Source organism: Candidatus Margulisiibacteriota bacterium, assembly GCA_041658645.1.
In the GTDB taxonomy this organism is placed as follows: domain Bacteria; phylum Margulisbacteria; class WOR-1; order O2-12-FULL-45-9; family XYB2-FULL-48-7; genus JBAZZV01.
This window is the reverse complement of sequence record JBAZZV010000004.1, coordinates 83766-101895: the sequence shown is the minus strand read 5'-3', so window position 1 is coordinate 101895 and position 18130 is coordinate 83766. Positions and strand designations below refer to the sequence as shown.

Below are 18130 nucleotides of genomic sequence, written 5' to 3'. Positions count from 1 at the left end.
AAGCCTGTCAAGAGGAGCTTGGGGAATTTACAAAACCATGTAGCGGCGGTCTTTAGACCGCCATGTTTTAGGTGGCGACCTAAAGGTCGCCTCTACATATTTTAAAAGACCTACCTAAAAAGCATCTGATGGAACGCCACTAAAACCGGCCCCAAAACAAGAGAGACGATCGACATCAGTTTAATGAGAATATTCATCGCCGGGCCGCTGGTATCCTTGAAGGGATCGCCAACAGTATCGCCGACCACCGCCGCCGCGTGGATCGGCGTCCCCTTCCCACCCAGGTACCCCTCTTCGATCAATTTCTTACCGTTATCCCAGATCGCCCCGGAATTGGCCAGCATAATGGCCATCGGCACGCCGACACAGAGCGACCCGGCTAGTAACCCACCCAAAGCCTCCGGCCCAAGGACGATCCCGGTCACGACTGGAATGACCACCGCCGAGATCCCAGGCAGGATCATTTCATTCAAAGCCGCGGTGGTACTGATATCAACGCACCTTTTGACGTCAGGCTTGGCTTTCCCCTCCAGCAACCCCTTGATCTCGCGGAACTGCCGGCGAACCTCTTCCACCATCTTAAAGGCCGCCCGGCCGACCGCCTGCAAGGTCATCGAAACATAGGCAAAAGGAATTAAGCCGCCGATAAAAAAGCCGATGACCACTTCCGGCTTCAAGATGTCGATCGACTTGAGCCCGACCGCCTGGGTATAAGCGGCAAACAGCGCTAAAGCCGTCAGCGCCGCCGAGCCAATGGCAAAACCCTTCCCCATCGCCGCAGTCGTATTGCCGAGCGAATCAAGTCTGTCGGTTATGGTCCTGACCCCCTCCGGTTCCCCCGCCATGGTAACGATCCCGCCGGCATTATCGGCGATCGGCCCGTAAGCATCGACCGACATGATGATCCCGGTCGTGCCGAGCATTCCGACGGCCGAGATGGCAATACCGTACAGCCCGGCGAACTTATATGATATGTATATAGCGCCGCAGATCGCGAGTATCGGCAGGATCGTGCTCTTCATCCCGATCGCCAGCCCGGTAATGATATTGGTCGCCGCACCCGTCTTGCAGGCATCGGCGACTTCTTTCAGTATCTTCCCGGAAGTGTAAGCCTCGGAGATCAGGCCGACGACGATGCAGACCAGCATCCCGGAGAGGATCGCCCAGAAGACGCCGAGATCGCCAACGGTCAACCGCGTTAAATAATAAGCCGACAGGATAAAGACCAACTGCGCGGCATAGGTCGAATAACGGAGGGCCGCCTGCGGGTCGATCTTCTGGATGAGGCGGATAAAGAGGACGCCGAGGACCGAGGCGAGTGTCCCGGCCGCGACCAGCAACAAGGGGAGGATCATCCAGGAGAACGGAGCAGCCAGCATCAGCGCGCCAATCGCTACGGTCGCCACAACCGCCCCCACATACGATTCAAAAAGGTCCGCCCCCATCCCCGCCACGTCACCAACATTGTCCCCCACGTTATCGGCAATGACCGCCGGGTTCCGCGGATCATCTTCGGGGATCCCCGCTTCTATCTTGCCGACCAGGTCGGCGCCGATATCGGCCGATTTGGTATAAATACCGCCGCCCACGCGGGCGAACAAAGCAATCGACGAAGCACCCATGGAAAAACCGCTGACCACCGCCGCTTTCAGCGCCAACCCCTTGACCAGGAGAAAGATCGTCCCGAGACCAAGGACACCGATCGAAGCGACCGCCATTCCCATGACCGCCCCGCCGGAAAAAGCTATCCCTAAGGCCCGCGGTTCGTCACGGTCAGCCGCCGCGGCCGCCGTGCGGACATTCGCCCGGGTCGCCGCGTTCATCCCGATATAGCCGGCGAGCATGGAGCAGAAGCCGCCAAAGATGAAGGCGAGAGCGACGTAAATGTTGGTCAAAAAAGTTAGGGCAAGGAAAATAACGGCCATGAAATAGGAGACGACGCGGTATTGGCGGTTAAGGTAGACCATGGAGCCTTCGTGGATCAACGCCGCGATCTCGCCCATTTTAGCCGGACCGGCCGGGGCTGCGAGGATATGCCGGAAAAGATATCCGGCAAACAACAAGCCGAGCAGCCCGGCGGCCATTACATATAACATACTGGGCGCATTATAATGTATGTTATAATTTTGTTCAATGTTTAAGATCACCGAACGGCAATACCACATCATCTTGAAACAAGCCCAGGACTCCTTCCCTTACGAAGCGGGGGGGATATTGGGGGGGCGGGAAGATACTATCCTCGGGGTTTTGCCGATAGCTAACAAAGCTTTCGAGAAAGGGACCCAGACTTTTAGCCTGGGAAACGATGACCTCGAACGGGCCTACCATTTCCTGGTCAAGCACAAACTGGAATATCTGGGGGTCTACCACACCCACCCCAAAGGGATCCCCTATCCGTCAGAGCAGGACCTCGCCCATAACCAGAAGTATCTTTTTATCATCGGCCTGCGCGACCGCTATAATCCGGAGCTCTATGCCTGGCGGGTCGAGGACGGCCGGGTCTTCCGGGAAGACGTTAAGATCATCAGCGACCTGGGGGTAACCGTGATCGACGTTAATACCGGCCAGCCAAAAATGTCAGAATATCTCTCGCGCGAGGCGATGACCAAGCTCGGCAAGCTGATCGACGACTGGATCGCCGGCAAAGAGCCGGAGTACCCAAAACTGGAACCGAAAAACTGGGACGCCTCTAGCTTCAGCACTTTCGCTTAGGAGAGAACATGGACCTTTTTGACGCTAACGAAAAAAGATATAAGGAAAAGAACGCCCCCCTGGCCCATCGGATGGCCCCGCGGACGATCGAGGAGATCGTTGGGCAGGCCCATATCCTGGGCAAAGGACAACTCCTGCGACGGCTGATCGAGACCGACAAGGTCGCTTCGGTCATCCTCTACGGCCCGCCCGGCACCGGCAAGACGGTCATCGCCCGGGTCATCGCCAATTCGACCAAAGGCCATTTCGAGTGGCTCAACGCGACCGTGGCCAAGGTGGACGATATCCGCAAAGTCAGCCTGGAAGCCAAAGAGCGGATCAAGCACCACGGGGTCAAGACGATCCTTTTCCTCGACGAGATCCACCGTTTCAACAAGTTACAGCAAGATGCCCTCCTCCCCGATGTCGAAGAAGGGAATGTTATCCTGATCGGCGCAACGACCGAGAACCCTTTCTTCTACGTCAATTCGGCCCTGATCTCCCGCTCCAATGTCTTTGAACTTAAGCCGCTGAAAACGGACGACTTGCGGCAGATCATAACTAACGCCCTGGCCGATAAAGAGCGCGGGTTAGGCGCCTTCAAGATCAAGCTGACCGAGGAAGCGCTCGCCCACCTGGCCAAATTGTCGGACGGTGATGCCCGGCGCGCCCTCTCCGCCCTGGAGTTGGGGGTCCTCTCGACCAAACCGGACCTGCCTGCCGGACAGGCAGGTAAAAAAGGAATTATCGATTTCACGCTAAAAGTCGCCGAAGAATCGATCCAGAAGAAGGCGGTCGTCTACGACAAAAAGGGGACCGGGCATTACGACACCATCTCCGCTTTTATTAAATCGATGCGGGGTTCTGACCCCGATGCCGCCCTCTATTACCTGGCGAAAATGATCTACGCCGGGGAAGATCCCCGGTTTATCGCCCGGCGGATCGTCATCTGCGCCGCCGAGGATGTCGGCAACGCCGACCCGCTCGCTCTCGTCGTGGCCAATTCGGCCATGCAGGTCGCCGAGTTCGTCGGGCTCCCCGAAGCGAGGATCCCGCTCGCCCAGGCCGCCGTCTACGTGGCTACCGCGCCCAAGAGCAACGCTGCTTATATGGGAATAAATAATGCCATGAAAGATGTGGCAGAGAACCCAACCCTGGAAGTTCCAGAGCATCTAAAGAACGCCGTCTATGACGGTGAAAAAGAGCGGGGCAAAGGAAAAGGGTATAAATATGCCCATGATTCGGCCACCGGCTACGTCAAACAAGATTATCTCCCCTCACCCCGGAAATACTACGAGCCGAAAGATATCGGTTATGAAAAGAAGATCAAAGCCAGGCTGGACGAACTCTCCAAGCAGTAAACTTAGGGCTGTACGGTCGTTGTTGTTGACCCGCTGGTTGTGCTCGTACCGCCGTCGGGCGTGCCGCTCGCCGTCCCCAGCGGCGTAACTTCGGCCGAACTGCCCAGCGCTGTCGTTTCTAATGATCCTCTGCCGCTCGGCGGTAAAGTGGTCGTGGTGGTCGTCGTGGCCGGTAATCCGCCATTTGGTCCCATGCTGACCAAAATGAACCCGGCCGCGAAATTCCCGCCGCTCGGCTTGATGATCACGTAATCCTTGCTGGAAGCGATCTGCTCCCCGCTTTTGACCATGACGGAATAAATGACCTTGGTCACATCCTTGTGCTTGATCTCCTTATTATAGGAAGCGATGCCGTTGCTGTCGGTCAGATCAGAGCCGGCCCATTCCTCGACCACTTTGTCGTCAGGGGTCAGATGGGCAACGGAAAAAATGACTTTGGAGTTGACCAGCGGATAGGTGCTGGTATCCAGCGGATTATTCGCCGGCCCGGAAAAAACATAGGCGTTCAGCGAAACGGTCCAGCAAAAAGCGGCGCCAGCCAGGCCGGCAACGAGCCAAACGGTCAAGAGATATTTTTTCATTACTCGGCTATTATACCCCTCGCCCCCCAAAAGGCAAGGTGCTATAATCCGATCGCTATGCGATTACTCGGGGCGCACATGTCGACTGCGGGCGGGGTTGATCAAGCCCTCGATCGCGGTCTGTCGATCGGCTGTACCGCTATCCAGATCTTTGTCAAAAACAACAACCAGTGGCTCGGCCGGCCGTTATCGTCCGAAACAATCAACACCTTCGTCACGAACCGGGCAAGAGATAACCTGTTCGTCTTCGCCCACACCGGCTATCTGATCAACCTGGCGTCAAATGACCCGGCCAACCATGAAAATTCCATGCAATCGATGCGCCAGGAGTTAGAGCTGGCCGAGGCGTTGGGTTTGCCCTTCACCATCCTCCACCCCGGCTCACATTTGGGACAAGGCGAATTCCTTGGCCTCGGGCTTGTCGCAGCTAATTTAAAAAGGCTATTAAAAGAAACTAAAGGTTACAAGGTTAAAGTCTTACTCGAAACGACCGCCGGCCAGGGGACAAACCTCGGTTATAAGTTCGCCCAACTCGCTAAAATACTCGAGCTGGTCGGCGCGCCATCCCGGACCGGCGTCTGTTTCGACACCTGCCACGCCTTTTCCGCCGGTTATGAACTGCGAACCCCGGAAGGTTACGCGCTAACCTGGGAGGAATTTGACAAAACTATCGGCCTGGACAAACTATTGGCTTTCCATCTAAACGACTCTAAAACCGGCTTGGGGTCAAAAAAAGACCGTCATGAACACATTGGCAAAGGTGAATTAGGTCTGGAAGCTTTTCGCTTGATAATGAATGACGCGCGCTTTATAAAAACGCCGATGGTCCTGGAAACACCAAAAGACCCCGATCTGAAGCAGGATATCGAGAACCTAAAAGTTTTACGCAGCCTGATCACTTAGTGTCCTTAGTGTTCTTTGTGGTAAAATGTCTCCATGCGCAAGGGTTACGAAGACATCGGCTTTGCCAAGGTTGACCACCACCGGATGACCCGCAAAGGTTTCCCCGAAGTGATCTTTTGCCAGGGGAAAACCCCGCAACAGATCGCGAAGATTGCCCAGAAGATCTGGGCCAACGGCCATGATGTCCTCGCCACCAAAGCGGACAAAAAAGCGTATCAGGCGGTCAAGAAAACGCTTAAATCAGCTAAGTATCATGAATCCGCCAAAATAATCACCTCTCAACGAAAAACGAATCACAAACCACGAACCACGAATCACGACCTACAAATCGCCATTATCACCGCCGGAACTGCGGACTTACCCGTCGCCGAAGAAGCAGCCGTCACCGCGGAATTCCTGGGGCACAAAGTCGAGCGGATGTTTGACGTCGGGGTGGCGGGGATACATCGCCTGTTGCATAATCTCGACCGGATAAAGAAAGCCAAAGTTGTGATCGTCGTCGCCGGAATGGAAGGAGCCCTACCCTCAGTCGTGGGGGGCTTAATAGATAAACCGATCATTGCCGTGCCGACCAGCGTCGGCTACGGAGCGAACTTCAAGGGGTTATCCGCCCTGCTGACCATGCTCAACTCCTGTTCTCCCGGTATTGCCGTCGTCAATATCGACAACGGTTTCGGCGCCGCTGTCTTCGCCCACTCTATCCTCAAATGCGCCTAGCTTACTTCGACGCGCCAACTGGGCTATCTGGGAACATGATACTGGGAGCGATGTTGGACGCCGGGCTGGACTTGGGAATGCTAAAGGCTCAACTTGGAAACCTGCGAATAAACTTCGCGGTTTCCAAATCGAAGCGAGGAAACCGACCTGCCTGCCGGCAGGCAGGGACGTTTCAGTCTCAGGTTTCCGAGCATTTCAAACTGCTTATCACCAAAGCCAGAAAGAACGGTTTGACCGGCACCTTCTTTGACGTAAAGATCGCTAAAAAGGACCATCACCGTAATCTCAAAGATATCTTGAAGATCATTAACCAAAGCAAATTGAGCAAAGAAGTTAAAGAGTTAAGTACCCGAATATTCCGACGGCTGGCGGAGGCGGAGGCGAAGGTTCACGGGATGACGGTCAACCAGGTCCATTTTCACGAGGTTGGGGCGATTGACGCGATCGTCGACATTGTCGGCTTCTGTATAGGATTGGAAATAATGGGGATAGAAAAAGTCTATTGCTCTCCCCTCCCCAATGGCCAGGGTGTCATTAAGCACGCGCACGGCCTCCTCCCTAACCCCGCCCCGGCGACCGCCGAACTGCTCCGGGGTATCCCTACATATAATACAAAGATTAAAGGGGAACTGGTCACCCCGACCGGTGCTGCAATCATGTCGACCGTGGCGGAATTCACCGACCCGCCCAGAATGATCGTCACCGGCCTCGGTTACGGCGCGGGCAGCCTGGCCCTCCCTCAGCCTAACTTACTTAGGCTTTTCGTCGGAGCAGCGCAGTTGCCAGCTGAACATGATACTGTTTTGCTGATCGAAGCAAACATTGACGATCTGAACCCAAAGCTGTACGGCAAAACGATCAAAAAACTAATGCGCGCGGGCGCGCTCGATGCGTTCATCTCTCCGATCATTATGAAAAAAGAGCGCCGGGCCTTTAAGCTTTCGGTCCTCGTCCGGCCGGAGCTCCGGGACAAGATCCTGACCGAATTCTTTAATTCGACCACCACTTTTGGAATTCGAGTCTATCTGGCCTCGCGGGAAGTCTTAAAGCGGGAGTTCCGGACGGTCAAGACAAAGTACGGCCGGGCAAAAGTCAAACTCGGTTACCTGGGCGAGCGGTTAACCACCTTGGCGCCTGAATATGAGGGGTATAAACGGCTCTCTAAAAAGCATCGCCTCTCCCTAGCGACCATTCACCGCGAGATCGTTGACCGCGCTATTGCTTCTCTTTGAACAGCTCGACCTGTTCCTGCTGCCGGTCGCTGGCCGCTTTAACAAAACTGGCGAACAAAGGATGAGGGCGATTCGGGCGTGATTTGAACTCTGGATGGTATTGGGTGGCCAGGAACCACGGGTGGCCGGGAAGCTCCACCACTTCGACCAGGTCGGCCTCCGGATAAACGCCGGCCATGACCAGGCCGTTCTCTTCCAACTCTTTGCGAAAATCGTTGTTCAGCTCGTAGCGGTGGCGATGGCGCTCCTCGATCAAATCTTTGCCGTACGCCTGATGGAGCAGCGTCCCTTTTTTGATCTTGCAGGGATAAGCGCCGAGACGCATCGTCCCCCCTTTGTCGGTGATCGCCTTCTGTTCAGGGATAAAATCGATGACCGGATACTTCGACTCCGCGTCGAATTCCGAAGAATTGGCCCCTTTCATTTTGCAGACGTTGCGGGCGAACTCGATAACCGCGCACTGCATCCCCAGGCAGAGCCCGAGGAAAGGTATCCGGTTCTCCCGGGCATAACGGATCGCCCGGATCTTCCCCTCGATCCCGCGGGCGCCAAACCCGCCGGGGATCACGATCCCCTGGACGTTGCGGAAGAGCGCGTCCAGGTTCTCTTCGCTTTCCAGCTTTTCCGCGTTGACCCACTTGATCTCGATCGCTACTTTCTCCGGCAGGCCGCCGTGCTTTAAGGCTTCGACGATACTAATGTAGGAATCGCCCAGCTCGGTGTATTTACCGACGATCGCGATGCGGGCCTTTTTTTCCGGGCTCTTCATGTTCTCGACCATAGCGGCCCACTCGGCCAGGTCCCCCTTCTTGGCGGACAGGCCAAGGTATTTTAGGACGATCTCGTCCATCCCCTCGCGCTCCAGCGAGAGCGGGATCTCATAGAGCAGCGCGGCATCGGGCATGCCAACGACCGCCTCCTTGTCAACGTCACAGAAGAGGGAGATCTTTTCTTTCAGCTCCTGGCTAAGCGGCTCGCGCGAACGGCAGATAATGATATCAGGCTGGATGCCGATCTCCCGCAGTTTCTGGACGCTGTGCTGGGTCGGCTTGGTCTTGAATTCATGGGTGGTCTCGAGGAAGGGGACCAGGGTCACGTGGAGATTGACGCAGTTATCCCGGCCGACCTCCTTGCGGAACTGGCGGATCGCTTCCAGAAAAGGCAAACCCTCGATGTCGCCGACCGTGCCGCCGATCTCACAGATCACGACATCGAACTTCTCTTCTTTTGTCACCTGGCGGATCTTATCCTTGATCTCATTGGTAATATGGGGAACGACCTGGACGGTGCCGCCAAGGTAATCGCCCCGCCTCTCCCGGGTGATGACGTTCCAGTAGACCATGCCGGTCGTGACATTGTTCGCCCGACCGAGGTTAACGTCGATAAAACGCTCATAATGGCCGAGATCAAGGTCGGTCTCCGCCCCGTCGTCGGTCACAAAGACCTCGCCATGCTGGTACGGGTTCATCGTCCCGGGATCAACGTTGATGTAGGGATCAAGCTTCATGATCGAAACGGAGATGCCGCGCGATTTCAGCACCCGCCCGAGAGAAGCGGCGGCGATCCCCTTACCCAAGGAACTGACCACCCCGCCGGTCACGAAGATATATTTTGTGGTCATTTATTTTCTCCTCTCGTATTCGTCGTGAATCTCGCCGACGATCTCTTCGACCAGGTCCTCCAGGGTGACGACCCCCAGGGTATGCCCGAACTCATCGACCACGATCGCCAGGTGCTTGTATTCGGCCTGCATCTGGTCGAGCAGGTCGCTGATCCGCTTGACGCCGGGGATGAACAGGACCGGCCGCAGGTGGTCGCGGGCCAGCTCCGAACCGGCCACGGTCAGGAGGTCCTTGGCATAAATAACCCCGACGACATTATCCAGGTTCAAATCAATGACCGGCAGGCGGGAGTGTCCTGAAGCCTTGATCCGGACAATTACCTCGTCCACTGTTTCCATTGTTTCGACGTGCTCGATCTTATCGCGCGGCGTCATGACCTGGGTCACCGTCAGGTCGCCGAACTTGAAGACCGAACTGATCATCTCCCGCTCGTCCCGCTCGATCGTCCCCTCTTGCTCACCGGCGAACAGCAACGACTTGATCATCTCTTCCGTGACCAGGGTGGCCGGCTCTTTTGTCCCGCCGCCGAACAGGATGACAAAGGGCCGGCTGATCGTCGTCATGATCATGGCGATCGGCATTAAAAGCCATTCCAGCACCAACATGACCGGCGCCAGCCAGAGCGCCAGCGTTTCGGCGTTCTTGATCGCCACCGTCTTAGGGGTGATCTCGCCAAAGACCAGGATAACCAGGGTCAGGAAACCGATCGCAGAGCCGATCACGACCCCTTCACCGACCATCCCCTGTTTTTCGAAATAGCTGGTCACTACAGTCGTGGTCAGCACCGAGGCGCTGATATTAACGATATTATTGCCCACAAGGACCGTGGACAACAGCTTACCCGGATCGGCGCGCAGCCGTTTGAGGAGCCGCGCCCCCGGCCTCTTCTGTTCGGCCAGGTGGGCGATCCGGTGGCGGCTCACGGTCGTCATCGCCGTTTCCGACATCGAGAACAAGGCGGAAAGCAGGATCAAGCAAACCAGCAAAATAAGTTCCATCATAATAACCTCGGCAAAAAGATCAGCAGGCCGACGATCACCGCGCCGAACGCCGCCAGCAAGACCGCGCCGGCCGCGACATTCTTGACCAGCGCCGCCGTCGGGTGATTTTCCGGCTTGATCAGGTTGATCGTCTCTTCCAGCGCCGTGTTGAGCATCTCCGCGACCAGAACAAAAGTGACGGTCAGGACGATCAGCGCCAGCTCGGCCAGCGGCAAGCGGACCCAACACCCGGCACCCAAGACCAGGGCCCCGATCGTCAGATGTATCCAGATATTACGCTGGGTCCGCAAGGTATGGGCCGCTCCAGCCCGGGCGTATTTAAAGCTCTTGATAAATTTTTTCGGCACGGCTCATCTTCCTCCCATGGTCATAACCCAAAATATGCAAAACCCCATGGACCACTAACCGCCGCAACTCCGCCCGATACGGCGCCCCGTAAGCCCTGGCCTGGCGGCGGGCCGTCTCTTCGGAAATAATAACCTCACCCAGCAACCCCTCCGCCCCGTAACCAAACGACAAGACATCGGTCGGCTTATCCTTCTTCCGGTAGCGCTTGTTCAACTGCCGGATAGTTTGGTCATCAACCAGCGCCACCTCGATCAGACCGGTCCCGCCTTCACGACGAATTATCGCCCGGGCCAGATCCTTAGGCGACACGGCTGATATCCGCCCCCAGCGCGCTGAACTTCTCGACGATCCGCTCGTAACCGCGGCTAAGGTGATGGTCGCGGTCCTCGATCAAGGTCTCGCCTTCCGCCGCCAAACCGGCGACCAGGAGCGCTGCCCCGGCCCGCAGGTCGGAAACACGGACCGGCGCGCCGGACAATTTTTCCACTCCGCTAATAATGGCGCTCTGCCCTTCCAGTTTGATCTCGGCCCCGAGCCGCCGCAGTTCCTGCATATGCATGAAACGGTTCTCAAAGATCGTTTCCGAAATGACCGAAGTCCCTTTGGCCAGCGTCAGGAAAGAGGCGAGTTGCGGCTGCATGTCGGTCGGAAAACCGGGAAAGGGCATCGTCTTGACGTCGACCGCTTTGTAGCCGTCGTCGTTGACCACTTGCAATGAGTTGGCCCCGAACTCTATCCGGACGCCGCTTTCTTGCAATTTACGGGCGATCGCTTCCAGGTGTTCCGGGATGATATCGGTCAGGGTCGCGTTGCCATGAGTGATCGCCACCGCGGCCATGACCGTCCCCGCCTCGATCCGGTCGGGAATGATCGAATATTCGACGGGTGACAGCGCGTGGCCGCCGAAGACGCGGATGACATCGGTCCCCACCCCTTCGATCTTCGCCCCCGCCTTGATCAGGAAATTAGCCAGGTCGACGACTTCCGGCTCGCGCGCCGCGTTCTCGATCGTCGTCTCCCCCTCGGCCCGAGTCGCCGCCATCATCACCGACTCGGTCGCTCCGACCGACGGAAAATCGAGATAGACCCGGCCCCCTTTAAGTTTTTTCGCCCGGACGATGACAAAACCATGTTCCAGCCGGACCTCGGCGCCGAGCTGCTCCATCCCTTTGATGTGGATATTGACCGGCCGGGAACCGATGGCGCACCCGCCCGGCAGAGGCACCTTGGCTAAACCTTTAACCGCCAGGAGCGGCCCGATGACAAAGAACGAAGCCCGCATTTTGGTGACCAGCTCGTACGGCGCCACGTGCTTGACCTGCGAGTTCCAGATGTCGACGCGATTCGGGTCGGACTGTGAATACTCGGCCCGTAGTCCGAGCGCCGTCAAGACCCGGAGCATCGTAGTAACATCGAGCAGATTAGGCACATTGCGGATAATAGTGTGGCCGGGGAGAAGGATCGAGGCCGCCAGTATCGGCAGGGCCGCGTTCTTGGCACCGGAGACCCGGAAGGTCCCGGTCAGCCGTTTCTTCCCCTTAACCAGCAGTTTTTGCATTGAACTCCTCCGGGCGGCGGTCGAGCGCCCCAAAGTAATGGAGGATCGCCCCGACGGTCCGCTCCGCGGCGTGTCCGTCACCGTAAGGGTTAACAGAATGCGACATCCGGTCATATTCCCCTTGATCGGTCAGCAGGCGCGCAGTCTCGTCATAAATGACTTTCTCGTCCATGCCGACCAGCTTGACCGTCCCCGACTCGATCGCCTCCGGCCGCTCGGTCTTCTCTCTCATGACGAGGACTGGCTTACCGAGCGAGGGACCTTCTTCCTGAACTCCACCAGAGTCGGTCAGGATAATATAGGACGCTTTCATCAAATGGACGAACGGCTCGTAATCGAGCGGTTCGATCAGGTTAACATTATCGACCTCTTCCAATAATTCGTTGACGACATCCCGGACCTTCGGATTACGGTGGACCGGAAGGAAAAACTCGACCTCCCTCCGGAACTGCTCGGCCAGCCGTTTGATCGCGCCGCAAATGTGGCGCAGAGGAGTACCAAAGCTTTCGCGCCGGTGGGTGGTGACCAAGATCACTTTCTTTCCTTTGGGGAGTTTGATCCCAGCTTTTTCCAGGTCATATTTCCGCCCGGCGACCTGGAGGAGCGCGTCGATCACCGTGTTGCCGGTCAGGTAGATCTTGTCGCGCGGGACCTTTTCTTCCAGCAGATGCTTGAGGGCGGTGCCGGTCGGCGGGAAATGAAGATCGGCCAGGTCGGAAATAAGTTTGCGGTTGATCTCTTCCGGATACGGCCGCCATTTATCGAAAGTGCGCAGACCCGCTTCGATGTGTCCCAGCGGTACCCGGTAGTAGAACGCCGCCAGCCCGGCGGCAAAAGCGGTGGAAGTGTCACCCTGCACCAGGATCATGTCCGGCTTCTCGCGCAGGATGATCTCCTCCAGCCCCTGGAGCGATTTAGTCACAATACTAGTGATCGTCTGGTTCTCGGCCATGATACCGAGGTCGTAATCTGGCGTGATGCCGAAGAGCCGCACGACCTGATCAAGCATCTGGCGATGCTGGCCGGTCACGACGACGACCGGTTCCAGGATGTCGGGATATTTCTCGACCTCCTGAATGACCGGGGCCATCTTGATCGCCTCCGGGCGGGTCCCGAAGACGAACATCACTCTTTTGCGGTTCATCATTTTGGTAACGCCATAGCCAGCGCGATCGCGCTAAGCAGGAGACAGACGACATAGATCGAGATAACCGCCTCACGCTGGTTCATCCCGGCACGAAGCAACAGATGATGGATATGTTTATCGTCCGCCGAAAAAAGGTTTTTCTTCTCCTTTAAGCGGCGGAGGATGGCAAAGGTCGTGTCAAAGATCGGCACCCCGAGGATCAGGAGAGGGATGATCAGGGCGACCACCAAGGTCGTCTTGAAAACGCCGACAATGGCCGCGGCCGCCAGGATAAACCCGAGAAAATAACTGCCGGAATCTCCCAGGAAGATCGAGGCCGGGTGGAAATTATAGCGGAGGAAACCGATCGCCGCGCCGGCCAGGGCCAGCATCAGCAAAGCCGCCCCTAATTGGTGGGTGCGTAAAGCGACCAGCGCCAGGGTCAGGGAAGAGATCGCCGTCACCCCGCAGGCCAGTCCATCCAGCCCGTCGATCAGGTTCATGGCGTTGGTCATGCCGACCAGCCAGATAAGCGTCAGGGGAATAGCCAGCAAACCGAGCGGGAAAAGCCCGTCGAATGGGTTGGTCATAAAGGTGATCGAAACGCCGAAGTAAATGGTCACTCCGGCCGCGAACAGCTGGCCGATCAGTTTCGCCACCGGTTTCATCCGGTAGAGGTCATCCAGCAAACCAACCAGAAAAACGATCGAACCGCCGAGCAATATACCGAGGATCGGCTGGGGATGGATCTTGGCGCCGCTCGAGCCGCCGATCAGCAGGCCAAAGAGGACGGCGACCAGGAAGCTAAAAAAGATCGCCTGTCCCCCGCTCCGCGGGATGTTACTGGTATGGACCTTGCGTTTGGCCGGGCGGTCAACTGCACCGATTTCGGAGGCAAAACTGCGGACCATCGGAGTCAACAAAATGGTCAAAATTAGGGCGATCAAGAAGGTTAGCAGGAACGTAAGCATTACGGATATATATTTTAGCACAAAAAGCGTCTGGCAACCAGTCGCCAGCGCTACGGCAATTATTGCAAAGTGGCGAGGAAAAAGCGAAGGCCGTCAGCTATTTTTATCACGCGTAATCGCTTCCTGCATACTAAACAAAGGCAAAACTTTTCTCGTCCCGATAATGCTCATACACAAAATTATAAACCTCGATCCCTTTTACTTTGCAATCCTGTTCCGTGTAAGTCGGCTCCGGCAATTTCGCATACAACAGGTCTGAAATAGTCGTTTTGACTCCTGCGCGATTGGTTTCAAAATCCCGCCAATGCGGGACCAAAAGCGGTTTAAGGCTTAAAAGTAGTTCGTGCGCGGCCCCTTTTATGATAGCAACCTCTTCCGGATTTATGTTTTCTTTTAAAAGCAGGTCAAATATAGCTAATTCCTCTTCGCTCATATTTTCTTTCGCCGCGCGTCGTTCCTCAATGCTTAAATCCTTAGCCAGCACCACTAGCTCGTCAAAGAGCTGATCAATATCATGCGCGCCGCTGTTATATTCCCGCAAAAGGGAAAGGAGACGCTCCATAAATCTAGCGCGTTTTTTATTCTTCCGGATCATTTCCGTTATCTGCTCCTCAAGTTCAGCAGACAAAGCGGCCACCTGCATCTCCTTATTTTCTAATCCGGCAAAGAAATCGCGCAGGGCATCAGCATCAAGCAGGCTTAAATCCTTGATCTTCTTATGCTGTGGAAGGACATATTCGCCGGCCTGAATAGATTTATCCAGCAAATCTTCCAAGTCTTTCTTTACCTGGGAGACATCCACGCTTTTCGCCCCAACATCACGGAGACGAGAAGCCAAGACACGAATAGCCGTCACTTCTTTGTAATAATCTTCCGCGTTGGGATCGGGCAAAACCGAACGATAAGCGCTTTGTAGGCCACTGGCAAGGTTGAGAAATTTCTTCTTCTTTCCCTGATTCCCAATAATCTTATTCGAATATCTTTCCAGAAGCCGTAATTTCTGTTCGCTTGGTGCGGCCAATAAAGGCTCAAGTTCAATTTGCTCTCCGCGCATAAATTCCTTTACGTCACGCAAGGTCTTCTTCAAATCGGCCAGTAGCTCGTCTTTGTTCCGGATAATATCGTCTTCGTCCGCCCCATTAGCCGCATATAAGGCCAGAGCGCGTTCAATATTTTTAAATACCCCAATATAATCTACGATCAGTCCATTCTTTTTGCCTTCATCCGCAACGCGGTTAGCGCGGGCGATGGTCTGCATCAAAGTATGATTTTTAAGCGGTTTATCCAAGTAGAGCGTGGAAAGGTTCGGCACGTCAAAGCCGGTCATCCACATGGCACAGACAAAGATAATGCGTAGGTTGCTGTCAGCTTTTTTATACTCCTCTTCTAAATTGCCCTTGATTATCCGTTCTCGAATAGGCCGGACGTCAATCTCATACTGTTCCATATCAGCAATTTCGTTTTGATTATCCCCTAGGCTTACCATAACCGCCATATCAACTTTTTCATGCTGTTCTAGTCTGGCGAGGATCTTTTCCTGCTCGCGCTCATCCGTTGCGCGGGAAAGGTCCATCCTTAATTTGGCCAGATAACGGTCCCATTCCTTCTTTACTTTGTCATACATCCTGAAAGCGGTCTTTTTATCAATGGAAACAACCATCGCCTTGCCGCCATACCCCCGGCCTACAAAGTGCTCCACAATATCCCTGGCAATGATATTAAGCCGATCTTCTCGGGTGACAATTTCATAAAAGGTTGAGTATTCCCTTTCCAGCTTTTCTTCTTCATCCTCATCAAGGTCGTATCTATCCATCAACTGCCCTAATTGCTCTTCTAGGTTCTCGTTCACGTTTTTGAGCCGGGGAACACGATTTTCATAAAACAGAGGGACCGTCGAGCCATCGGCCACCGACTGGCCAAAGTTATAAACGGAAACATAATTGCCGAAGGTTTTGACGGTTTCCGGCTCGTCAGTAGCCATTAATGGAGTCCCGGTAAAGCCGATAAACGAGGCTTTGGGGAGCGCCTTACGCATATTCAGCGCGAAACTGTCGTATTGGGTGCGATGAGCCTCGTCAGTCATGACAATAATGTCATCGCGGGTGGATATAGAGCCGGAAATGTTCTGAAATTTCTGGATGGTGGTAAAGATTTGGCGATGATCCTGCGCCAGCAGCTCGTGCAGATGAGCGATGCTTTCAGCATGAACTTCTTTTTCATAAACCGCACCGACATTGGCGAAGTTTTTGTACGCCTGCCCGTCCAATTGCGCCCTATCGGTCACGATCACAAAGGTAAAGTTGCCGGTTAGTTTGCGCAGGACCTTTTGTGATAGCCAGACCATTGAATATGATTTCCCCGACCCCTGCGTGTGCCAGAAAACACCAAGTTTCCCCTCTTTTTCCTGACGATGGATAACACTATCGAACGCGCGATTGACCCCGTAATATTGAAAATAGCGCGGCAGGATCTTTTTGACTGAACCCAGGGACTCATCGAACAGTACAAAGTTCTCTAATATATCCAGCATTCGCCCTTTGTCGCACACACCGCGGATAATGGTTGCCAGGTCCGTTTTCGGCTTATCTTCTTCTCCATCCGCCTTTTTCCATTCGTTAAAAAATTCATAGGGCGAGGTAAGAGAGCCAAACTTGTTTTCTATGCCGTTGGAAATAATGATACCAAGGTTATACCAGAAGAGTTTTGGGATGGTATCCTTGTAATCGCGGATATTATCACGGTACGCGTCAACCAGGCTCTTATGCGATGCTTTAAGCTCCATCAGGATCAGCGGAATACCATTAACAAAAAGGATAACGTCAGGCCGCCTGGTATACATTGCGCCCACTACCCAAAGCTGGGAAACGGCCAGAAAGTGATTATTAGCAGGGGTATCATAATCTATAAATCGTATCCGCTCGGGCTTTGGCTCACCTTTTGCGTTAGTAACAATCACACTCACGCCATCGCGCAAAAGCCGATAGACATCCTGGTTAGCGTTAACCAGGCTCTGATGAGAGCGATCGCGCGTAAGCGCATCTATAGCAAGAGAAAGCGCGTCTTCCGATATCCCTGGGTTAAGTTTCTCAATCGCCGGCCTCAGATACTTCTCAAGCACCACTTCGCCTTGATTTTCCCGGCCAAGCGACAGATCGGCTTCTTCGCTATAGGCATCAATATGGCACGCCGGATCGGACCACACCTCTTTGACGAGATTGATAACAGTCTTTTCCACTAAATTAGCTTCTGTAAATGGGCTCATGTTAGTTTTTCCGGGCAGTAAGTCGCAATTTTCACTTCTTTTCCGTACGGCTTAATTGTCTTGTTAATTTGTTTGATGGCTACTTTGGCAGACTTTAGAAAAACACTCATGTCCTCCTCAACGCATTTAATTAATTCAGGGACCTTAGTTTTTAACATCACCTCAATTCTTTGGGGCGGAAAATTAGGAGGCGGAGAGAGTATTTCATCAAAGAAAATCGACATCCGCCTCAATCTTCGCATTAAATTTGCCATTTCCGAATAAGAGTTTCCTATTGCTGAATTCATTTCGTCATCTGGAACCTCTGTAAGAATTCCTGACATAATTAAAGACTTATACTTGACATCCTCAAGACTAATTAACGAATCCTCAGCAACAACCTTCCAAATACCCATAGCTGTGTAACCCATGGCATTGTCGGCCGCTTGACCTGTTTTTATCCCTAATTCCTTTAATGTCTTATCGTTATTCGATGCCAGCTCTTCTAACGTAGAGATATTGCCTGCAAGCTCCTCGCCTATATATCTTGCTATTGAAATATAAGTACTACGTAGCGCCTCCTCTTTTTTTTGCCTTTCAACCTTAGCTGTCGCATATAAAGGCAGGGAAATACCAACAAAAGTAGCCAAAAGCATTAATAATGCATTAACTATTAGCGAAGGGATCTCGTTTTGCGCAACACCAATCGTCACGCCGTAACAAAATACCCAAACTAAGATAGAAACAAAAATTACAAATATCAACAGTATAAATCTCA

General features: G+C 54.2%; 16 protein-coding genes. 5 read left to right on the top strand and 11 right to left on the bottom strand.

All coding sequences use genetic code 11. The features are described 5' to 3' along the window. Positions 1 to 110: 110 nt before the first annotated feature. Positions 111 to 2084 carry a sodium-translocating pyrophosphatase gene (locus WC903_04465; protein ID MFA5893195.1) on the bottom strand — a complete coding sequence of 658 codons (1974 nt, stop codon included), beginning with the start codon at positions 2082 to 2084 and terminating at the stop codon, positions 111 to 113. Between the two features lie 49 nt (positions 2085 to 2133). On the opposite strand from WC903_04465, the gene WC903_04460 reads away from it, so the two are divergent. Then, the gene (locus WC903_04460; protein ID MFA5893194.1) at positions 2134 to 2712 is read left to right on the top strand and encodes a Mov34/MPN/PAD-1 family protein; all 579 of its coding nucleotides are present in this window, start codon (positions 2134 to 2136) and stop codon (positions 2710 to 2712) included. Positions 2713 to 2720: 8 nt separating this feature from the next. After that, positions 2721 to 4052, top strand: coding sequence for a replication-associated recombination protein A (locus tag WC903_04455; GenBank protein MFA5893193.1), 1332 nt, complete (start codon positions 2721 to 2723; stop codon positions 4050 to 4052). 2 nt (positions 4053 to 4054) lie between these two features. Here WC903_04455 and WC903_04450 read toward each other — a convergent pair whose 3' ends face one another. Next, positions 4055 to 4633 carry a hypothetical protein gene (locus WC903_04450; protein ID MFA5893192.1) on the bottom strand — a complete coding sequence of 193 codons (579 nt, stop codon included), beginning with the start codon at positions 4631 to 4633 and terminating at the stop codon, positions 4055 to 4057. Positions 4634 to 4690: 57 nt separating this feature from the next. Between WC903_04450 and WC903_04445 the strand changes: the two genes are divergently transcribed. The 3 genes from WC903_04445 to larC are packed head-to-tail and all read left to right on the top strand — an operon-like array spanning position 4691 to position 7485. Then, the gene (locus tag WC903_04445; protein MFA5893191.1) at positions 4691 to 5536 is read left to right on the top strand and encodes a deoxyribonuclease IV; all 846 of its coding nucleotides are present in this window, start codon (positions 4691 to 4693) and stop codon (positions 5534 to 5536) included. A 33-nt stretch (positions 5537 to 5569) separates the two neighbouring features. Continuing rightward, positions 5570 to 6253, top strand: coding sequence for a nickel pincer cofactor biosynthesis protein LarB (gene larB, locus WC903_04440; protein ID MFA5893190.1), 684 nt, complete (start codon positions 5570 to 5572; stop codon positions 6251 to 6253). Continuing rightward, positions 6244 to 7485 (top strand): nickel pincer cofactor biosynthesis protein LarC, encoded by a 1242-nt coding sequence (gene larC, locus WC903_04435; GenBank protein ID MFA5893189.1) that lies wholly within the window; start codon positions 6244 to 6246, stop codon positions 7483 to 7485. Before larB ends, larC begins: the two co-directional genes overlap by 10 nt. On the opposite strand, the gene WC903_04430 is transcribed toward larC, so the two are convergent. The 9 genes from WC903_04430 to WC903_04390 all read right to left on the bottom strand — a co-directional run bounded on the left by WC903_04430 (position 7469) and on the right by WC903_04390 (position 18116). Further along, entirely contained in the window at positions 7469 to 9106 is a 1638-nt protein-coding gene (locus WC903_04430; GenBank protein ID MFA5893188.1) for a CTP synthase, read from the bottom strand. The two genes, larC and WC903_04430, sit on opposite strands and share 17 nt — an antisense overlap. After that, positions 9107 to 10108, bottom strand: coding sequence for a hemolysin family protein (locus WC903_04425; protein MFA5893187.1), 1002 nt, complete (start codon positions 10106 to 10108; stop codon positions 9107 to 9109). It lies immediately after the preceding gene. Beyond that, positions 10105 to 10455 carry a diacylglycerol kinase family protein gene (locus WC903_04420; GenBank protein ID MFA5893186.1) on the bottom strand — a complete coding sequence of 117 codons (351 nt, stop codon included), beginning with the start codon at positions 10453 to 10455 and terminating at the stop codon, positions 10105 to 10107. Before WC903_04420 ends, WC903_04425 begins: the two co-directional genes overlap by 4 nt. Next, complete coding sequence (gene ybeY, locus WC903_04415; GenBank protein MFA5893185.1) at positions 10427 to 10765, bottom strand: rRNA maturation RNase YbeY; 339 nt, start codon at positions 10763 to 10765, stop codon at positions 10427 to 10429. Before ybeY ends, WC903_04420 begins: the two co-directional genes overlap by 29 nt. Continuing rightward, positions 10755 to 12014, bottom strand: a complete 1260-nt coding sequence (murA, locus tag WC903_04410) for a UDP-N-acetylglucosamine 1-carboxyvinyltransferase (protein ID MFA5893184.1) — start codon at positions 12012 to 12014, stop codon at positions 10755 to 10757. The genes ybeY and murA overlap by 11 nt, the downstream gene beginning before the upstream one ends. Next, positions 11995 to 13158 carry a UDP-N-acetylglucosamine 2-epimerase (non-hydrolyzing) gene (gene wecB / locus WC903_04405; GenBank protein ID MFA5893183.1) on the bottom strand — a complete coding sequence of 388 codons (1164 nt, stop codon included), beginning with the start codon at positions 13156 to 13158 and terminating at the stop codon, positions 11995 to 11997. Before wecB ends, murA begins: the two co-directional genes overlap by 20 nt. After that, on the bottom strand, positions 13158 to 14111 hold the full coding sequence (locus WC903_04400) for an MraY family glycosyltransferase (GenBank protein ID MFA5893182.1): 954 nt from the start codon (positions 14109 to 14111) through the stop codon (positions 13158 to 13160). The genes wecB and WC903_04400 overlap by 1 nt, the downstream gene beginning before the upstream one ends. Before the next feature lie 130 nt (positions 14112 to 14241). Next, positions 14242 to 17373: a type I restriction endonuclease subunit R gene (locus WC903_04395; protein ID MFA5893181.1), complete on the bottom strand. Its 3132-nt coding sequence runs from the start codon at positions 17371 to 17373 to the stop codon at positions 14242 to 14244. Then, positions 17370 to 18116, bottom strand: coding sequence for a hypothetical protein (locus tag WC903_04390; protein MFA5893180.1), 747 nt, complete (start codon positions 18114 to 18116; stop codon positions 17370 to 17372). Before WC903_04390 ends, WC903_04395 begins: the two co-directional genes overlap by 4 nt. Between the last annotated feature and the right edge of the window lie 14 nt (positions 18117 to 18130).